Consider the following 17,977-nt stretch of genomic DNA (forward strand, 5'->3'; position numbering starts at 1 on the left):
TTAGCTAATATACATAACTTAGGAAAACAGCCCGCCAAGGCCGATCACATATGACGCAAGAACATGCATTTATTGGCCGTCAGCCGATTTTGAATCGGCAACAGCAGATTATTGGTTATGAATTGCTATTCCGCCTAAATCAAGAGGCGGTGACGGCAGACTTTTCCAGCGATATGCAAGCTGGCACCAATGTATTGGTTAATACCATTTCCAATATGGGGACGGATTGGCTAGTAGGGGACAAAATTGCATTTATTAACGTTGCTGAATCCATGCTCGAAAGTAACTTTCTCGAGCTACTTCAACCGCAACGAGTAGTGCTAGAAATTGTAGAAACCACGCAAACTTCACCAGAATTACTAACTCGATTGGCTGATCTGCGGACGCAAGGTTTTGGCATTGCCCTGGACGATTTTGTACTTACTCCACAAACAGCTCCAATGATCGAGTTTGCTAACTATGTGAAACTTGATATCCAGCAATTAGGGATGGCACAAGTACCCACCATCTCAAAAGAGCTACGCAAATATCCTTTACTGCAAGTAGCAGAGAAAGTCGAAACCAAAGAAGAATTCAAACAATGCCTCGACATTGGAATGGATTGCTTTCAAGGCTACTACTTCGCTCATCCGGTTACACTGTCAGCAAAAGTCATCAATCCAGGTTATGCAAATATTCTGAATCTGCTGAATATGCTGCGCAATAACGCCGAAATCCGCGATATTGAAAATGCACTGAAACGCGATGTAGCTCTATCATTCAAGCTTCTTCGCTACATTAATTCGGCTGGCTTCGGGCTGTCATGTGAAATACAGTCATTCCGCCACGCGGTTACTATTCTGGGCTACCAAAAACTTTACCGTTGGCTCACTCTGCTATTAGTAACTGCAGGAGCAGAAACAGGTTCACCGCCAGCACTGCTCAAAACTGCAGTTACTCGCGGGCGTTTAGTTGAGCTATTGGGCGCGCACTTGCTTGATGGTCAGGACAAAGACAACCTGTTCATTGTTGGCATGTTCTCGCTCTTGGATGTCTTACTAGACATGCCAATGGATACCATTCTGGAGACTTTGATCTTACCGGAAACCGTAAGTGATGCTTTATTAACTAGAACTGGAATCTATGGTCCATTCCTAGAGCTCGCTGAGGCATGTGAGGATCCTGAAATGGCTGAGGTACCACGGTTATGTGAACAACTGCAAATCACCCCAGACATGCTTAATAAAGCACACGTGCAGGCACTAAACTGGGTTGAAGAACTTGGTGTTTAGCACATTGACTTTCTCAAATAAAAAACCACGTGATGCGTGGTTTTTTATTTTGGACCTTTAGAACTAGGAGCATTGACATGGTTTATGTTGAACGAAACGCGCAAGCGGATATTATCGCTATCTATAAAGAGCCACGTCCGAATGCAGTTGAAGCATTATCCCCCGATAGCACTGAAGTGATTGAATTTATCAACATGGCCAACACCAATTTCAATCATTCCGACACTGCGTTAATTCGCGTCATTGAAGACGTAGTAGATGTGCTGATTTCGAAAAATCTATTACGGCTAACCGACCTACCTGTGGCCGCTCAGGAAAAACTGCTATCCCGCAAAACCTTGCGTCAACGCCTCAGCAACAGCCTTGATTTACTAGTCGATAGCGATCAAGGCCTTTTGTGAGCAACACACGAATTACTTTTTGCTTCCTTCACGCAGCATGAAGTTATAGCGATCTTTGACTAATTGCTCCGCGATATTTGCTTCATTGATTTTGATCCCCAACTTTTCAGCACGGGCTATCATATCCTGCCGACATTTAAGCTGAACTTCTTCAGGCGCAACATGTTCGCCAAACATTAATTTGCCGCAATCAGCCAAGATTTCGGTGAATTGCTGTGGATTTGCATTGAGCAGGCCATTTTGATAACGAGGGTCGCTAGATTGTGTTTGAGCATTTTGTTGTCCAGCAGATTGGTTTTCCGCTTTGTCTCCGCAAGCGGATAAATTCAGCAGCAATGCCGCGGCAATGATAAATTTGAGATAGTGCATAGTTCTCCCCACCCTTTTTAATTTATGGATCAATCGACTGATCAAACGTATTGCAGGCCTGAATGTTACCCGTTTGCATGCCACGTTTAAACCATGCCATGCGCTGGGTGGAACTTCCATGCGTAAATGCATCAGGAACTACTGCATGACCGGCATTTCTTTGTAAAGTATCGTCACCAATTGCGTTTGCAGCGCGTAGAGCCTCTTCCATATCATTTGCATCCAGTAAACCTCGCTGTGCCGCCGAATACCCCCAAACCCCAGCTAGGCAATCCGCTTGCAGCTCTAGACGCACGGAAAGCGCATTTGCTTTGACACTATTTAGCTGCTGCTGACGTGTATGAACCTTAGTTGAAATACCCAGTAAATTCTGTACATGGTGGCCAACCTCATGCGCAATGACGTAGGCTTGAGCAAAATCGCCCGGAGCCGCATATTTACGGTGTAACTCATCAAAAAAGGTCAGATCAATATATACCTTTTGATCTGCAGGGCAATAAAAAGGCCCCATAGCAGCACTAGCGTTGCCACATGCAGATTGAACAGCTCCATGGAAAGATACCAACTTAGGCTGCTGATAGATCGTGCCATGCTGTTTGAAAATGGCCTGCCATGTATCTTCAGTATCGCCTAATGTGTGCTTCACAAACTGAAGCGATTCCGAGTTGGTGTTTGTCCTAGCAGGAGCGGCCTGCTGATTTGTTCCAGTGTCATATGAACCAGCGACCAAGTTGAGGATTTCCAGCGGGCTTTTGCCTAACACTAGACCAAGCACCACCACGATCGCAACGCCTCCCAAACCTAAGCGACGACCATTTACTCCAAAAGAGCGACTATCAGCTTGCTCCTCAACATTATCGCTCTCCCGCATATCTTTCCAGCGCATTGATTCACCTCGAATGCTTAGTAAACAGCTTGTATTGATTTATGAGTTCAACTAGCAATAAGTATGAATCTTAACGAAATTAACCCACCTTGTATCAACACACGCCAATACTGTGTGTTTCTGCTCGCATTGATTTTAGGTATCACTACTGTTCAGTTGCAGGCCAAGCTTACCGAGGGTTCGCTGCTAAGTATGTGTGGCCTTATTCTCGGCGGGCTAATGCTTATTAATCGAGTACTAGCCAACAACCCACTTTTTCACCGCGTAATTATCTACATGGGTATCTATTTAATTGGTTTTTCTTATGCACAGCATTTTGCAACTCAGCGACTAGCACAACGACTACCGATAACTTTAGTGGGTCAGTCAGTCAAAATTGTAGGGCGCATTATCAGCATTCCGGAAACTAACCAATTTGGCCAAAGATTCTTACTTGAGCCAGACATAATCTATTCAGAGACCGACTGGCATCCTACTCAAATTCAAGTGGCAGTAAACAACAAACAATTAGCAATCAAAGCAGGGGAAAGATGGGTGTTTGAAGTCAAGCTCAAACCAGTGCACGGGCAAATAAATCCCGCTAGTTTTGATCTGGAAAGCTGGTTTCTGCAAAACAATATTGCAGCAACTGCAACTGCAAAACAATCTCAGCGCTTGGCAGATACACCGTTTCACCTAGCAAACTGGAAAACTGTTTTACAGAGCTGGCGTGGCCGACTAAATGAGCAAACCAGTGAGAAATTAGCGCACCATCCATATTCAGGCGTGCTAAAAGCACTAGCACTGGGGGAACAAAGTCAAATATCAGCGGAGCAATGGTGGCGCTTTTCCCAAACAGGCATTACACACTTGATTTCAATTTCGGGTTTGCATATCACCATGCTGGCGGGTTTAGTTGCGGCGCTAACACGGTTTATTTGGCGCTATATACCCCAGCTAAATCAGGTTATTCCTGCACCAAAGGCAGCTATTTTATTTGGGGTATGTGCTGCAACAGCTTATTTTATAATATCTGGAATGGGTATACCTAGCCAGAGAACGATTATCATGCTAATGATAGCTAGCGCATTAATCTGGCAACATCGCCCTATTCCACTAAGCCTCGCATGGCTGACTGCACTAGCAATTGTGTTATTGGTAGATCCGCTGGCGGCACTTTCGATCGGTTTTTGGCTTTCCTTTCTTAGTGTTGGCATTCTGTTATGGGCTTGTGCTAACCGCATTCATCCAGCCGCACGCTGGCGAGAATGGCTAAGTAGCCAATGGGCGGCCACTTTAGCTATGCTGCCACTTTTGCTATTTATTTTTGGGCAATTTCCCCTCGTTTCGCCACTAGCCAACATCATTGCTATCCCATTAATCAGCATCGTAATTACCCCGCTTGCACTGCTGGGGCTGATTGATCCAAGCGGATACCTTCTGCGGCTAGCGGCTGATTTAATGGCCGATTGCGATACGATCCTGCAATGGTGCACTCACTTACCACTGGCCACTTGGCAACATACTCAACCACCGTTTTACTTATTACCCCCAGCCTTAGTCGGGGTGATGCTTATCTTATTACCTCGTGGCTTTAGCGGGCGATATCTGGGGGGATTGCTACTACTCCCGCTACTGATCTTTAGCCCAGCGAAGTTACCCAGCGGCACTTTTCGCGCTATCACACTGGATGTTGGCCAAGGGCTATCGGTACTAATCCAAACCCGTCACCATGCACTGTTATTTGATACGGGCACACAAAGCAATGCGGATCGTGTTATTTTGCCGGCCTTCCGATATTTCAACATTGGCCAACTTGATACCTTACTGTTATCTCATAACGATAATGATCACATTGGTGGCGGCTCGATTTTGCTACAGCGCTGGCCTATCCGGCAAATTTTGCATTCGCTACCTGCAGAACACCCTATCGTGCAGGCTAATGCAACGATCAAGTCAGTAAGTGAATGTCATGCAGGGCAAAATTGGCGCTGGGATGATGTCCAATTCAATGTCCTTTGGCCTCCAGCAGATTTGGTTACGCGGCAGGACAATGCAAAGGGCTGTGTCATCCGAGTTGCCAATACACAACACAGCATCTTAATCACCGCCGATATAGGCAAAGCAGAAGAGTCGGCTTTGCTCAGCCAGGCAATCTTGCCAGCGACTGATGTACTAATCGTTCCTCACCACGGAAGCAAAAGCTCATCCTCTCCGGAGTTTATTGCTGCAACGCAGCCCAAATATGCCGTTTTTTCAGCGGGCTTCATGAATCGTTTCGGCCACCCAAAACTAGAAATCATTGAGCGCTACCAAGTCAATCATGCCCAGCCACTCATCACTAGCCAATTGGGGGCGGTGCATTTTGAGTTTGGAGATCAACTACAAATGAAAGCAGAACGTCAAATTCATCCTCACTATTGGTACACTATGCCAAACCAATAGGATTGCCGATGCCAGCTACACTCTCAGCTATTTATCGTTACCCGCTCAAATCGGGACAAGGCCAACCGCTTCAATCTGCAGTCGTGACCGCAAGCGGCCTAGCATATGATCGCGAGTGGATGATTGCCACTCCAGAAGGGCAATACCTTACTGCGCGGACTCACCCGCAATTACTGCAGTTAAAAGCAGAGCCATCAGAAGACGGCGTATCACTTCAAGCGCCAGGGATGCCCCCTATTTTTGCCCCACATTCAGCACTGCAACAGATTCACACTGCCAATGTCTGGGATGATCACTTTGCCGCGCGTAGCGGTGCTAGTGAGGTCAATCAGTGGCTATCTGCTTATCTCGAGCAATCAGTAATTCTGATGTGGGTTGGGCCAGAAAGTCATCGCCGAATTCGACGACGCCCAGATGTACCAATCAACTTTAGCGATGGCTACCCATTGCTGATTATTGGCGAAGGCTCATTAGCAGAGCTAAATCACCGCGCGGGCATGAATTTTGAAATGCTCCGTTTTCGCCCCAATCTGGTGATCGCTGGAACTGAACCATTTGTGGAAGACAGCTGGCAAATTATTCAAATTGGCGATATCCGCATTGAACTATTAAAACCCTGTGAGCGCTGCATTATCACCACGCTTGACCCACAGACGCAGGAAAAATTGCCAAAGGGTGAACCATTGCGCACCTTGGCTAAATTTCGCCGCGCGGGCGATGGCGTCATTTTTGGACAAAATGCAATGGCACATACTTTCGGGCAACTGCACCTTGGCATGCCCATAAAGATCATCAAATCATCATCTGCAGGATAAGCACCGCAATGGATCTGGCCGTACTTGTAAAAGAAAGCTTGCGGGCATTTTTATTGCCACCTGGGAGCAGCCTATTAATCATCACGGTATGTTATCTGCTACGCCAACGGCTAGGGCATTGGGGACAGCACATCATTTTGATTACATTGGCAGCAACATGGTTATTAGCAACCCCCATCATCGCCTCCACCCTCATGGGTTTTGTGGAACGACCACCATTAAATCGCCCCGCTGTACTGGCTAATAGCCAAGCCATGGTCATATTAGGTGGAGGAAAGCGCTTCACAGCAAGGGAAACCCTCGAAAACGAAACCATCAACAATGTCACGCTTGCCCGTGTGCGTTTTGCTGCTCACTTGGCTCGGTTACATCCCCAACCGATTCTCGTGTCGGGCGGAGCACCACTCGGTGGCATGAGCGAGGCGCATTATATGCGGCAGGTCTTGGAGGGTGAATTTGGTATAAAAGTAAAGTGGGTTGAGGGTGGCTCGGTTGATACCGCCGACAATGCAAAGATGAGTGCTCAATTACTTGGTGAAAATATCAAAATCATCACACTAGTTACCTCGGCTGATCATATGGCACGTGCGCAACGCAGCTTTGAAAAACAAGGCTTTCAGGTGATTGCAGCCCCAACCGACTATATCAATCGTGAACCACTCTCAATCACTCAATTTTTACCCCGTGCCAGTGCCTTGCAAATTAGCAGTACAGCATTGCGCGAGGGTTTGGGCCAGTTCTGGTATGCATTGAAAGATCAATAAAACGGGTATCTGTCTATAAATAAACCTGCAATTGGGCTAGATCAAGATACCTAGATAATTTCAAACTCCGGATTCCACGCCACTTCCCACAGATGGCCATCTGGGTCTGCAAAATAACCCGCATACCCTCCCCAACTGGTTGGCCGGCCTGATTTGATCAGTCGACCAAGCTTATCGCTAGCCCGCGCCAGTAATTGATCTACTTCTGCAGGACTGCGTACATTGTGCGCTAAGGCAACGCCGCGAAAACCACCCCCATCATCTGCCACCCCCGCATCTGCGGCCAATAAGTCGCGCGGAAACAAAGCCAGCCGTATTGACCCCAAATTAAAAAACACAACTTCCGGCAGCACTTTGTGTGGCACTAAACCCAATATATCGCGATAAAACGACAAGGAAGTAGCCAGATCCGCTACCCCCAAGGTGATGAAACTAACTCTGGGTTCCATTAGCGCATTCCAGCGCCCGGCTTAGCCAGCTCATACACTGTTTTGCCTTGCAGTTTAAAAAACTCGGCCGCGTGGTACAGGTTTTCCGAATGCCCCACGTACAACAAACCTTCAGGTTTCATCATCGGTGCAAAGCGCTGAAGAATTTTGTATTGGGTTTCTTTATCAAAATAAATCATGACATTACGGCAAAAGATAGCATCAAATGGCCCGCGCACGCTCCAATTGGGTTCGATCAAATTCAAGCGGCGGAAGGTAATCATCTCGCGCAACTCGGGTTTTAGCTGATAACGACCATCGGGTTGCAAATTAAAAAATTTGCTCACTCGCTGCGCAGAGAGTTTTTTTACCTCTTCTGCCGGGTAAATCCCTTGGCGACCTTTTTCAAGCACATTCGTATCTAAATCGGTGGCGATGATTTTAACCGGCGGGCGCAGGGTATCAAATGCTTCACAAGCGGTGATAGCCAATGAATATGGTTCCTCGCCGGTGCTAGAGGCAGAACACCAGATATTAAAGTTACCCACACTGCGATGGTCTTTCAAATAACGCAGCAAAATATCAAAGTGGTGAGCCTCGCGGAAAAATGAGGTCAAATTGGTCGTCATTGAGTTACTAAATAACTCAAACTCCTTAGGATCACCGCGTTCGAGCACCTGCAAATATTGTTGAAAAGTTTTCAGATTGAGCGCGCGCAGCCGTTTTGCCAAGCGTCCATACACCATATCGTGCTTTGAATCCGACAGCGCAATACCCGCATAGTTGTAAATCATGGTGCGTATCTTTTCAAAATCCGCGTGGGTAAATTCAAATTCTCGATTCAATGGCAACATATGCTTTTCCAGTTCTCAATACGACGGTAATTCAGAATAGACCAAACTATTTTATAAGTTCAATTCTCGCCAAATTGCATCAATACGGGCGACGGCAGCTTGATCGCGTTCGATCACCCGGCCCCATTCCCGGTTGGTTTCACCCGGTAGCTTGTTGGTCGCATCCAGCCCCATTTTGCCGCCCAAGCCTGAAATCGGGCTGGCGAAATCGAGATAATCAATCGGCGTGTGCTCAACTAAAGTCGTGTCGCGCACCGGATCCATTCGCGTGGTGATCGCCCAAATCACCTCTTTCCAATCACGGCAGTCCACATCATCGTCGACGATGACAATGTATTTGGTGTACATAAACTGGCGCAGGAATGACCAAACGCCAAACATCACACGCTTGGCATGCCCCGGATATTGCTTTTTGATCGACACAATCGCCATCCGGTAGCTACACCCCTCGGGCGGCAGATAAAAATCGACGATTTCCGGGAACTGCTTTTGCAAGATCGGCACAAACACTTCGTTCAGCGCCACCCCCAAAATGGCGGGCTCATCCGGCGGTTTGCCCGTGTAGGTACTGTGGTAAATCGGATCTGGGCGGCTGGTGATGCGCTCCACTTCAAAAACCGGAAACCAATCCTGCTCGTTGTAGTAGCCCGTATGGTCGCCATACGGGCCTTCCAGCGCGTGCAGGAAGCCGTTGACTTCTTTCATTGGCACACCGTGCTCAGACATCCCGCTATAGCCCGCCTCGCACGGTTTGAGTACGCCTTCGAGCACAATCTCGGCCGTGGCCGGTACTTGCAAGTCTGAGCCAATACATTGCACCAACTCGGTTTTGCTACCGCGCAACAAGCCGGCAAATTGATATTCACTGAGCGTATCGGGTACGGGTGTTACCGCGCCCAAAATCGTGGCCGGATCGCAGCCGAGCACTACAGCCACCGGATACGGTTTGCCGAGGTTTTGTTTGGCATGCTCGCGAAAATCCAGCGCCCCGCCGCGATGTGCCAGCCAGCGCATAATCACCTGATTTTTGGCTATCACCTGCTGGCGATAAATGCCCAGATTCTGGCGTTTTTTATTCGGCCCGCGGGTTACCACCAAGCCCCAGGTAATCAGCGGCGCCACATCGCCCGGCCAGCAATGCTGGATCGGAATCTGCCCCAGATCGACCTCCGAGCCTTCGATAATAACTTCTTGGCAAATGCCTTTGCGTACTTCTTTCGGCGCCATATTCAGCACTTGCTTCAAAAGTGGCAGTTTTTCCCAAGCGTCTTTCAGGCCTTTTGGTGGCTCGGGTTCTTTGAGATAAGCCAGCGTTTGGCCAATTTCCCGCAGTGCACTGGTGTCTTGCGCCCCCATCCCCAGCGCCACTCGCCGTGGGGTGCCAAATAAATTCCCAAGCACCGGCATACCATAGCCTGGTATATTCTCAAACAATAGCGCTGGCCCACCTTGGCGCAAGATACGGTCGCATAGCTCGGTCATTTCCAGCTTGGGCGAGACTGGCAACTGCACCCGCTTAAGCTCACCTTGCACTTCCAACTGCTGGATAAAGTCACGCAAATCACGATATTTCATTAGTATTTTTCCAAAAAAAACGCCCGAACAATGCGGGCGTTTTCAGTCAAAGGCCAATGCCGACCATCAGCACTTAACGCTCTTCGGAGAGCACCATTTCAGCACTAAAACGAGATCGAGCCGCAATCGTGATGGCGTTATCAAATACATCACCACGCTCTACACAAACAAAATTCTGTCGATACTGCCCAACATCGGCCATATTATCCGCGTGCTCACCGGGGTTCCACACGATGCTACTCTTCGCGGTACTACTAATATTGATTTTACGCGCGCCGTCCACAATGGTTTGGACCTGGGGTACATCGAGGTAAACGCGATCAGTACTGCCAGTTAGTTGCAGGGTACCCGATTGGTGGCGGCGCGTCACTTCGCCGAGCGTATCAATATAGGTCAGCTCTTCCAGACCGTAAATTGGTGACTGGGTATAGTCAGCTACAGCAAAGTAAGTATGGTATGCGTACGTAAACGGTGCTGGGGTATCGCTTAAATTATCTACATTTAAGGTCAATTTCAATTCGCGCCCCACTTCTATCTGCATTTCAAAGCGGAACTCATGCGGCCACATTGCCAGCGTCTCGGCATCACTACTTAAACTCACGGTGAGTAGCGTTGAGCCATCCGCCTGTTGGCTAACTTGCTCCAAAGTCCAATCACTAGTGCGCGCAAACCCATGCGATTGCAAGCCCGCCGGATGACCACCAAACCATGGCAGACACATTGGAATTCCGCCTCGTACTGCTTTACCCGGCTCAAACATCGCCAGCGGGGATAACCAAAGAATTTCTTCACCCGCAGCAGGCACAAACGAGAGCAAATGGCAGCCTTGCAACGCAAAAATGGCGCTACCCAGCTTATTTTCCACTACGACCACAGGCAAGCCTGCACCGGCGTGAGAAAAACACTCGGTGGACGACACGACACGGACACCGGAAGTGCCAGCTAAAATCGCGGAATAATCAACCATGCTCATCAGAATCTGCTCCTCTTCTCAAGCCGCCATTTTAAAGCATTTCACCGCTTCACTTACAGACAAAACCGAAAATTACTGGCAAATATTGCCGATGCACAAAGAAAGTTGTGCTGGCGGCAATTACTGCAGGTGGCGGGCGGGAATACCTTCCATGCTGCGCTCGGGGTCAAACCAGCGCGATAACCATTTATAGGTTCGTCGCCATGCATCCTGTGCTGCATCTGGATCGGCAATTGACTCAAGCGCCATATGGTTGGGCGGCAAATTCAGCGCTTCGTGCTTGAGATGATCAAGCATCAAATCAAAATCGTGGCGCGCTTCTGGGTAGCTCACAAGATGAAACAGGCTCTGGCCGGAAACTTGACTCAATTGCGTGCAATATGAAAACGGGGTTAGACCATCTTGCTGCCCCGCAAGTAACAAGGTAGGCGCGGCAACACGGAAATCAGCCCCAAGCAACAATTTACAATTTGGTGAAAACACTGTTGCCGAACGCAAGCCTGGGTTTTTGCGATTTAAAATAGATAGCGTTGCGCTTGCACCACTATCCCAGCCCACGACGGCAATGCGGTTTGGATCAACTTCTCGGCGCTGTTTCAGCCAAGTAATCGCACGTTGCAAATTATTTGCACGGCGCTGCATTTCGGCCTTCTGGGCGCTCATTCGGCTAATTGCACAGGCGTTTTTTTGCTTAGGCATATCGTTGAGCAGTAGCACCGCAAAATCGAGCTCTTGCAATTGACTAGTCATTCGCGCATAGCGAATAGCAAGCTCTTGGTTTTTGTCATAGAGGCCAGCACAACCATGCATTAATACTACAGCGGGAGCGTTGGAGCGCACAGGGCTAAAGTATTCAGCCTTGAGTCGTGATTTACCGACCGTGACACTGTGTGGGCTGGCAAAACTACCTGCGGCAAAAAAACAGAGGATAAAACCGAAATATTTCATTAAGCGATGAGGCGCAAGGCAAATGGGTAACGGTACAGCAAGCCTTTGCTGGCATTCAGTGCGGCCAAAATACTGCACACAACATTACAAATCCACAAAATCCCCAAAATCAACCAACCCAATAAGGGAATCAAACCCAAAATTAGCGAGGCCAACATTAAGGTAATAGACCAATTGAGTGCTTCTTTACCGGCGTCAAAAATGAATTCATCGTCTTTTTTCAAGACATAGATGACTAGACCAGGAATCACACTAAAGAAAATAGTCAGCAGATAGACTAGCACAGCAACATTGCGTGAATCTTGTGATGGAATCGTGCTCGGTGTTAAATCACTCATTAGCCGCCCTCAGTAACCATGCCGTTTATCGAATAAGGCCGTGGATTTTACGCCCTATCGATGCTCTGTTTCAAACTTTATTCGCATTATCCGCAGCGCATTGCTTCACCTAGAATTTATGCCTAGCTAACTGATTGATTTTGCGCTAAACCATAGGTGCAATGCAGCAATTCTGCCCTACTGAACCCACCCCTGCAACGCTTACACGAGGAGACGCCGAATGAGTGATACGATCGACTGCCAAATGACTGCCGATGGAGTTGTCACACTGCGTCTGATTCGCCCTGAGGTTTGCAATGCCATTAACGAGATCATGGTGGCGGAACTCACCGCTACCTTGGCAGCGATCAGCCAGAATCCGCAAGCACGAGTATTAGTACTTACTGGCGTAGGGCATATTTTCTGTGCGGGAACAGATTATCAGTGGATGCTCAAAGGCAGTCAGGCCGGGCCCGATCACAATTTTGAAGATGCATTGCAAATTGCGCGGCTATTGCGCACTTTAGACCGTCTGCCTATACCCACCATCGCACATATCAACGGCCCAGCGGTCGGCATTGGCATCGGCCTGATTTCGTGCTGCGATATGGCGGTTTGTACACCTGATAGCTGGTTTAGCATTCCAGACACACGTATCGGCCTCATACCAGCCGTATTTGGCCCTTATGTCATCAATAAAATCGGTAGTAGTGCGGCAAGGCGCTTCTTTTTAAGTACCGAGCGGTTTACGCCCGCAACCGCATTGCGATTAGGCTTGATTCATGAATGCCCAGCAACGGCAGAATTAGCGGAACAACAAGTGTCAGACTGGATTAGCGCCATGCTACGAAATAGCCCGCACGCGTTGACTGCAGCGAAACGATTTATTACCTCTGTTGAGCATCGACCAATTGATGATGCAATGCTGTCGGATACGGCACATCGTATGGCGCATATTCGCTCGCACGAAGAAGCGCAGCTGGGATTGAACGCCTATCTCAACCAAAACACCCCAAGCTGGCTAGCATGAATAAAAAAAGCCCAGCATCCGCTGGGCTTTTTCTTTTGCAGTTAAGCGATTTATTCCGCAGCTTTCGCGCTTAATTGTTTGCTGTACTGCACTTTGATATCGCGCTTGAGTGACTCAAGATAAGCCGAAAACTCAACCTGCCCATACATTTTTGACAGATTCTCATCCATCTTAAATTTGTTTTCCGGACTCAACGCCGGTGCAGGAATGGTTTTACCTACTTTATAAATCACAAAGCCTTTGCCTGGCACACTGGAGCCAACATAGTCAGGCTGCTCTTTATTAGCCACTTTGAAGATAGCTTTCAAATCAGCCTCACTAACCCCAGGCGCAGCAATGCGGCCAAGAGTCTGGGCTTCACCCCACACTAAGTTGAGCTGAGCGCCTGATTTGAGCGCTTTCAATTTTGCCTCACCGTCAGCTGCCGCTAATTTGCCAGCTTTTTCCAACTTCAATTTATCCGCAATTTGTGCCGAAACATCCGCCAGAGGTTGAGTCTGGGTCGGTTTAAATTCAAGCACACGTGCAGATACCAATTGGCCACGAGCAATCTCGATCGCTTCCGAATTATGCTTTTTCTTCAAAACATCATCGGAGAAAACAGCTTCCAAGAGTTTCGGATTATTCAACAGCTCATCCTGAGCTGCTTTGCGCGTCACCCAAGCGCTCTGTTTTACGGTAAGTTTGAGCTCATCTGCAACCGCTTTTAAGCTATCAGCCTGCTGATACACCAATTCACTAAACTTATCCGATTGCGCTTGGAAAGCTGCCTGCGCCTTTTCAAATTTCAATTTTTCTTCAATTTTCGGCTTAAGATCAGCTAAGCTAGCGCCCTTAACATCATCCAGTTTCAAAATATGGAAACCGAATTCTGTTTCAACCACTTCACTAATTTGACCTTTAGCTAACTTAAAGGCTGCATCTTCAAATGGTTTAACCATTGCACCTTTAGCGAAATAGCCTAGATCACCACCATTAGCAGCAGAACCTGGATCTTGAGATTTAGCTTTAGCAAGTGCTGCAAATTGCGCAGGGTTTTTCTTCACTTCGGCCAAAATTGCTTCAGCTTGCGCGCGTACTTTGGCTTTTTCATCTGGTTTCATTTCTTTACCAGCGGTGAGCAAAATATGGCTAACTTTGCGCTCTTCTTTGGCTAAATCGGCTTTATGCTCATCAAAGTATTTCTGCACTTCGGCATCGGTTACCGTTTGCTTGGCAGCTAAGTCTGCTTGTGAAAACAACACATACTCTAGCTTGACCATGTCAGGAGATTTAAACTGAGCCAAGTTAGCATCGTAATACTGTTTAATTTCGGCATCTGAAACCAAAGCCTGTGCCAAATATTGCTCTGGCGCTAATGTCGCGGCAAAAACCTCACGCTTCTCACCCATAAGTGTGTTCAAACGCTGCATTTGCGCGTTTGACACAAAACCCGTTTGCATTACACCATCCATCAACTGGCGCAAGACGATATCTTGTTTTACTTTGCTCTCAAACTGGGCTGGCGACATTTGCTGTGATGCAAGTAATTCCTGATAACGCTTAGCATCAAATTTGCCATCCACTTGAAACGCAGGAATCGTTGCAATAGCTTCGCGCAATACTGAATCAGGCACCGATAGACGTAACTCACGGGCTTTTTCCTGCAGTAGCTGCTGGCGTACCAATTGTTCAACCACCATCGGCTTCATTTCATCCGGTACGGCTTGGTTGCCAATAGCTTCAGCTAACTCACGCTGAGTGATACGTGATTTGCCAACTTTAGCCAGAAAATCATCGCCCTGCCCCATGGCGCTGTAACCGCTAAAACCAATCCCCACCACCAGACCTACCGAAATCAAACCCAAAATAACCTGAACGGCTGTTTTATTATTGTGTACAAAATCAAACATGGACGACGCACTCCTGCTTTACATGCGCGTTATCATGCCAGATTGCATGGCGTATGTCTGTAAGAGACGCAATATTCTGCGCATAAAACAAAAGGGCAAACATAAGTTTGCCCTTGAGGATTTTGGCGGAGTGGACGGGACTCGAACCCGCGACCCCCGGCGTGACAGGCCGGTATTCTAACCAACTGAACTACCACTCCAATGGCTTGCACTAGATCAAGTCTGATCTAGTCAAACCACACAATTCAGGTTTATTGAACTGCGTCTTTCAATGATTTACCAGCGCGGAATTTTGGCTGTTTAGCAGCAGCGATCTTGATTGACTCGCCAGTGCGTGGATTGCGGCCAGTGCGCTCTTCACGTTCTGAAACGTAGAAAGAACCAAAACCAACCAGCGTCACTTCTTGACCACTTTTAAGCGCGTTGGAGATCGCTTCTACGGTTGCATCCAGCGCTTTACCAGCAGCGGCTTTAGACAGACCTGCTGATTCGGCGATTGCGTCGATGAGTTCCGATTTATTCACTTACATCCCCTTTCAATTTTGATTAGATGAATCTGGTTGGTACATTGCCTAATGTTTATATCAAGTCCACAAAATAAGTGTCAATTAATGCTTGAGACTGTGTTGGTTTGTATCAACGTTTGTGGCGGCAAGGTTTTCATCTGGCGTCGCATCTACCGGAGTAGCTACAGGCATGCGTTCTAGTGCATAGCCCAACACCTCATCAAACCACTTGACCGGATGAATAGCAAGACCTCGCTTTACATTTTCCGGTATTTCAATCAAATCTTTGACATTTCCTTCCGGAATGAGGACTTGTTTGATGCCACCACGATGCGCGGCCAGTAGTTTTTCTTTCAAACCACCAATCGGTAATACTTCGCCACGCAGCGTAATCTCGCCCGTCATCGCCACATCACAACGCACGGGTATACCCGTCAATACCGATGTCAGCGCGGTCGCGATACCAATACCCGCCGATGGGCCGTCTTTTGGCGTTGCGCCTTCTGGTAAGTGAATATGCATATCGTTTTTCTGATAAAACTCGGGATCAATCCCTAAGCTCACCGCACGCGAACGAACCACCGACAAGGCAGCTTGGATCGACTCTTGCATCACGTCGCCCAACTTACCAGTCTGGATCATTTTGCCTTTACCTGGCAATTTCACCGTCTCGATCGTCAGCAATTCGCCACCCACTTCAGTCCACGCCAAACCGGTCACCTGACCGATCTGGTTTTTCTGCTCGGCTACACCAAAGTCGTAGCGATGAACTCCCAGATATTTATCCAGATTTTTCGCGTTGATAACGACTTTTTTGTCTGATGGCTTGAGCAGCAAAGCTTTGACCACTTTGCGGCATAGCTTCGCGATTTCACGATCAAGACTACGCACGCCGGCTTCGCGGGTGTAATAGCGAATAATATCGCGCACGGCTGTGTCGGCAATTTGTAGCTCGCCTTCACGCACACCGTTGTTTTTCATTTGCTTAGGCACGAGGTATTTCAGCGCGATATTCACCTTTTCGTCCTCGGTATAACCCGATAGACGAATAATCTCCATCCGATCCAACAGTGGCGCAGGAATATTCAGTGAGTTCGCCGTAGCCACAAACATCACGTCCGACAAATCATAATCTACCTCGAGATAGTGATCGCTAAACGAATGGTTCTGCTCTGGATCGAGCACCTCAAGCAGGGCCGATGATGGGTCACCACGGAAGTCACTACCGAGTTTATCCACTTCATCCAGCAGGAACAGCGGGTTTTTCACGCCGACTTTGGTCATGCTTTGCAAAATTTTGCCCGGCATAGAGCCAATATAGGTACGACGATGACCGCGAATTTCCGCTTCATCACGCACGCCGCCCAAGGCCATGCGCACAAACTTGCGATTGGTCGCGCGGGCAATGCTCTCACCCAACGAGGTTTTACCCACCCCTGGCGGCCCTACTAGGCACAAAATCGGGCCTTTGAGTTTTTCTACACGGGTTTGCACCGCGAGGTACTCAACAATGCGTTCTTTGACCTTTTCTAGGCCATAGTGGTCAGCATCGAGTACGGTATCGGCTTCGGCCAAATCTTTGCTGATCTTGGTTTTTTTCTTCCACGGCAAGGCCAAAATGGTGTCGATATAATTACGCACCACCGTTGCTTCGGCCGACATCGGCGACATCATGCGCAGTTTTTTCAACTCGCCTTCAGTTTTCTCACGCGCTTCTTTGCTCATACCCGCGGATTTAATACGTTTTTCCAGCTCGTCCAGATCCGCGTTTTCATCCAGCTCACCCAACTCTTTCTGGATCGCTTTCACCTGCTCGTTTAGGTAATACTCGCGCTGGCTTTTCTCCATTTGGCGCTTCACCCGACCACGGATGCGTTTTTCCACCTGCAAGATATCCAACTCGGATTCAAGCTGCTTGAGCAGATGATCCATCCGCGCCGCAACATCTTCCATTTCCAGCACGGCTTGTTTTTGCTCGAGCTTCAATGGCAAATGTGCCGCAACGGTATCAGCCAAACGACCGGCAGTTTCAATGCCAGCCAAGGACGACAAGATTTCTGGCGGGATTTTTTTATTCAGTTTCACATACTGATCAAACTGCGCCAGCAAAGTGCGGCGCATCGCCTCAGTCTCATTGCTGTCTTCCGGCGCCGGGGCTTGCGGCGTGGCAGTTACGCGATAGAAGCCATCGTCGTCCAACAGCTCTTCAACCACTGCGCGTTGCAGACCTTCCACCAGCACCTTCACGGTGCCATCGGGTAATTTGAGCAATTGCAGCACCGTTGCTACGGTACCAATCGGGTAAATATCGGCAAAACTAGGCTCATCCTTGGCCGCATTTTTCTGCGCTACCAGCAAGATATGCTTGCCGGATTTCATGGCCGCTTCGAGGGCTTTGATGGATTTGGGACGACCCACGAACAGTGGAATCACCATATGCGGGAACACAACCACATCGCGCAAGGGCAAAACGGGGAATGAGGTTGATTCTGCGGGTAGTAATGAGTGTTCGGACATGTTGTTA

Annotated in this window: 17 protein-coding genes and 1 tRNA gene; 6 read left to right on the forward strand and 12 right to left on the reverse strand. The window is 48.2% G+C overall.

From position 1 onward, the window contains the following. Positions 1-50 precede the first annotated feature (50 nt). Together HZU75_RS01880 and HZU75_RS01885 are read left to right on the forward strand one after the other, a co-directional pair. Positions 51-1,271, forward strand: a complete 1,221-nt coding sequence (locus HZU75_RS01880) for an EAL and HDOD domain-containing protein (protein WP_180307527.1) — start codon at positions 51-53, stop codon at positions 1,269-1,271. A 77-nt stretch (positions 1,272-1,348) separates the two neighbouring features. Next, complete coding sequence (locus HZU75_RS01885; protein ID WP_180307528.1) at positions 1,349-1,672, forward strand: hypothetical protein; 324 nt, start codon at positions 1,349-1,351, stop codon at positions 1,670-1,672. Positions 1,673-1,684: 12 nt separating this feature from the next. Here HZU75_RS01885 and HZU75_RS01890 read toward each other — a convergent pair whose 3' ends face one another. Both HZU75_RS01890 and ypfJ read right to left on the reverse strand, forming a co-directional pair. Further along, a complete protein-coding gene (locus tag HZU75_RS01890; RefSeq protein ID WP_180307529.1) occupies positions 1,685-2,041 on the reverse strand; it encodes a hypothetical protein in 357 nt (118 codons plus the stop codon). 22 nt (positions 2,042-2,063) lie between these two features. Then, on the reverse strand, positions 2,064-2,927 hold the full coding sequence (gene ypfJ / locus HZU75_RS01895; protein ID WP_180307530.1) for a KPN_02809 family neutral zinc metallopeptidase: 864 nt from the start codon (positions 2,925-2,927) through the stop codon (positions 2,064-2,066). A gap of 63 nt (positions 2,928-2,990) precedes the next feature. Between ypfJ and HZU75_RS01900 the strand changes: the two genes are divergently transcribed. The 3 genes from HZU75_RS01900 to HZU75_RS01910 are packed head-to-tail and all read left to right on the forward strand — an operon-like array spanning position 2,991 to position 6,930. Then, positions 2,991-5,351, forward strand: a complete 2,361-nt coding sequence (locus HZU75_RS01900) for a DNA internalization-related competence protein ComEC/Rec2 (RefSeq protein ID WP_180307531.1) — start codon at positions 2,991-2,993, stop codon at positions 5,349-5,351. 8 nt (positions 5,352-5,359) lie between these two features. Then, a complete protein-coding gene (locus HZU75_RS01905; RefSeq protein ID WP_180307532.1) occupies positions 5,360-6,166 on the forward strand; it encodes an MOSC domain-containing protein in 807 nt (268 codons plus the stop codon). Between the two features lie 8 nt (positions 6,167-6,174). Then, positions 6,175-6,930, forward strand: a complete 756-nt coding sequence (locus tag HZU75_RS01910; RefSeq protein WP_180307533.1) for a YdcF family protein — start codon at positions 6,175-6,177, stop codon at positions 6,928-6,930. 50 nt (positions 6,931-6,980) lie between these two features. Here the strand turns inward: HZU75_RS01910 and HZU75_RS01915 are convergent, their stop codons facing one another. The 6 genes from HZU75_RS01915 to HZU75_RS01940 form a co-directional block, all read right to left on the reverse strand. Further along, positions 6,981-7,379, reverse strand: a complete 399-nt coding sequence (locus HZU75_RS01915) for a VOC family protein (RefSeq protein WP_180307534.1) — start codon at positions 7,377-7,379, stop codon at positions 6,981-6,983. Beyond that, on the reverse strand, positions 7,379-8,212 hold the full coding sequence (locus HZU75_RS01920; protein WP_180307535.1) for a CheR family methyltransferase: 834 nt from the start codon (positions 8,210-8,212) through the stop codon (positions 7,379-7,381). The genes HZU75_RS01915 and HZU75_RS01920 overlap by 1 nt, the downstream gene beginning before the upstream one ends. 51 nt (positions 8,213-8,263) lie before the next feature. Continuing rightward, complete coding sequence (gene ubiD, locus HZU75_RS01925) at positions 8,264-9,787, reverse strand: 4-hydroxy-3-polyprenylbenzoate decarboxylase (protein WP_180307536.1); 1,524 nt, start codon at positions 9,785-9,787, stop codon at positions 8,264-8,266. Between the two features lie 73 nt (positions 9,788-9,860). Next, positions 9,861-10,760 carry a D-hexose-6-phosphate mutarotase gene (locus HZU75_RS01930; RefSeq protein WP_180307537.1) on the reverse strand — a complete coding sequence of 300 codons (900 nt, stop codon included), beginning with the start codon at positions 10,758-10,760 and terminating at the stop codon, positions 9,861-9,863. A 120-nt stretch (positions 10,761-10,880) separates the two neighbouring features. Beyond that, positions 10,881-11,708, reverse strand: a complete 828-nt coding sequence (locus HZU75_RS01935; RefSeq protein WP_180307538.1) for a dienelactone hydrolase family protein — start codon at positions 11,706-11,708, stop codon at positions 10,881-10,883. Beyond that, positions 11,708-12,046 carry a DUF4870 domain-containing protein gene (locus HZU75_RS01940; RefSeq protein ID WP_180307539.1) on the reverse strand — a complete coding sequence of 113 codons (339 nt, stop codon included), beginning with the start codon at positions 12,044-12,046 and terminating at the stop codon, positions 11,708-11,710. The genes HZU75_RS01935 and HZU75_RS01940 overlap by 1 nt, the downstream gene beginning before the upstream one ends. A gap of 220 nt (positions 12,047-12,266) precedes the next feature. On the opposite strand from HZU75_RS01940, the gene HZU75_RS01945 reads away from it, so the two are divergent. After that, the gene (locus tag HZU75_RS01945) at positions 12,267-13,055 is read left to right on the forward strand and encodes an enoyl-CoA hydratase-related protein (RefSeq protein WP_180307540.1); all 789 of its coding nucleotides are present in this window, start codon (positions 12,267-12,269) and stop codon (positions 13,053-13,055) included. 50 nt (positions 13,056-13,105) lie between these two features. Here the strand turns inward: HZU75_RS01945 and HZU75_RS01950 are convergent, their stop codons facing one another. From HZU75_RS01950 to lon, 4 genes are all read right to left on the reverse strand, one after another. Further along, positions 13,106-14,947: a SurA N-terminal domain-containing protein gene (locus tag HZU75_RS01950; protein WP_180307541.1), complete on the reverse strand. Its 1,842-nt coding sequence runs from the start codon at positions 14,945-14,947 to the stop codon at positions 13,106-13,108. A 123-nt stretch (positions 14,948-15,070) separates the two neighbouring features. After that, a tRNA-Asp gene (locus HZU75_RS01955) sits at positions 15,071-15,147 on the reverse strand. Positions 15,148-15,198: 51 nt separating this feature from the next. Further along, positions 15,199-15,471 carry an HU family DNA-binding protein gene (locus HZU75_RS01960; RefSeq protein WP_028448819.1) on the reverse strand — a complete coding sequence of 91 codons (273 nt, stop codon included), beginning with the start codon at positions 15,469-15,471 and terminating at the stop codon, positions 15,199-15,201. Positions 15,472-15,555: 84 nt separating this feature from the next. Next, entirely contained in the window at positions 15,556-17,970 is a 2,415-nt protein-coding gene (gene lon / locus HZU75_RS01965) for an endopeptidase La (RefSeq protein ID WP_180307542.1), read from the reverse strand. Positions 17,971-17,977 lie beyond the last annotated feature (7 nt).

Source organism: Chitinibacter fontanus, from assembly GCF_013423785.1.
GTDB lineage: Bacteria > Pseudomonadota > Gammaproteobacteria > Burkholderiales > Chitinibacteraceae > Chitinibacter > Chitinibacter fontanus.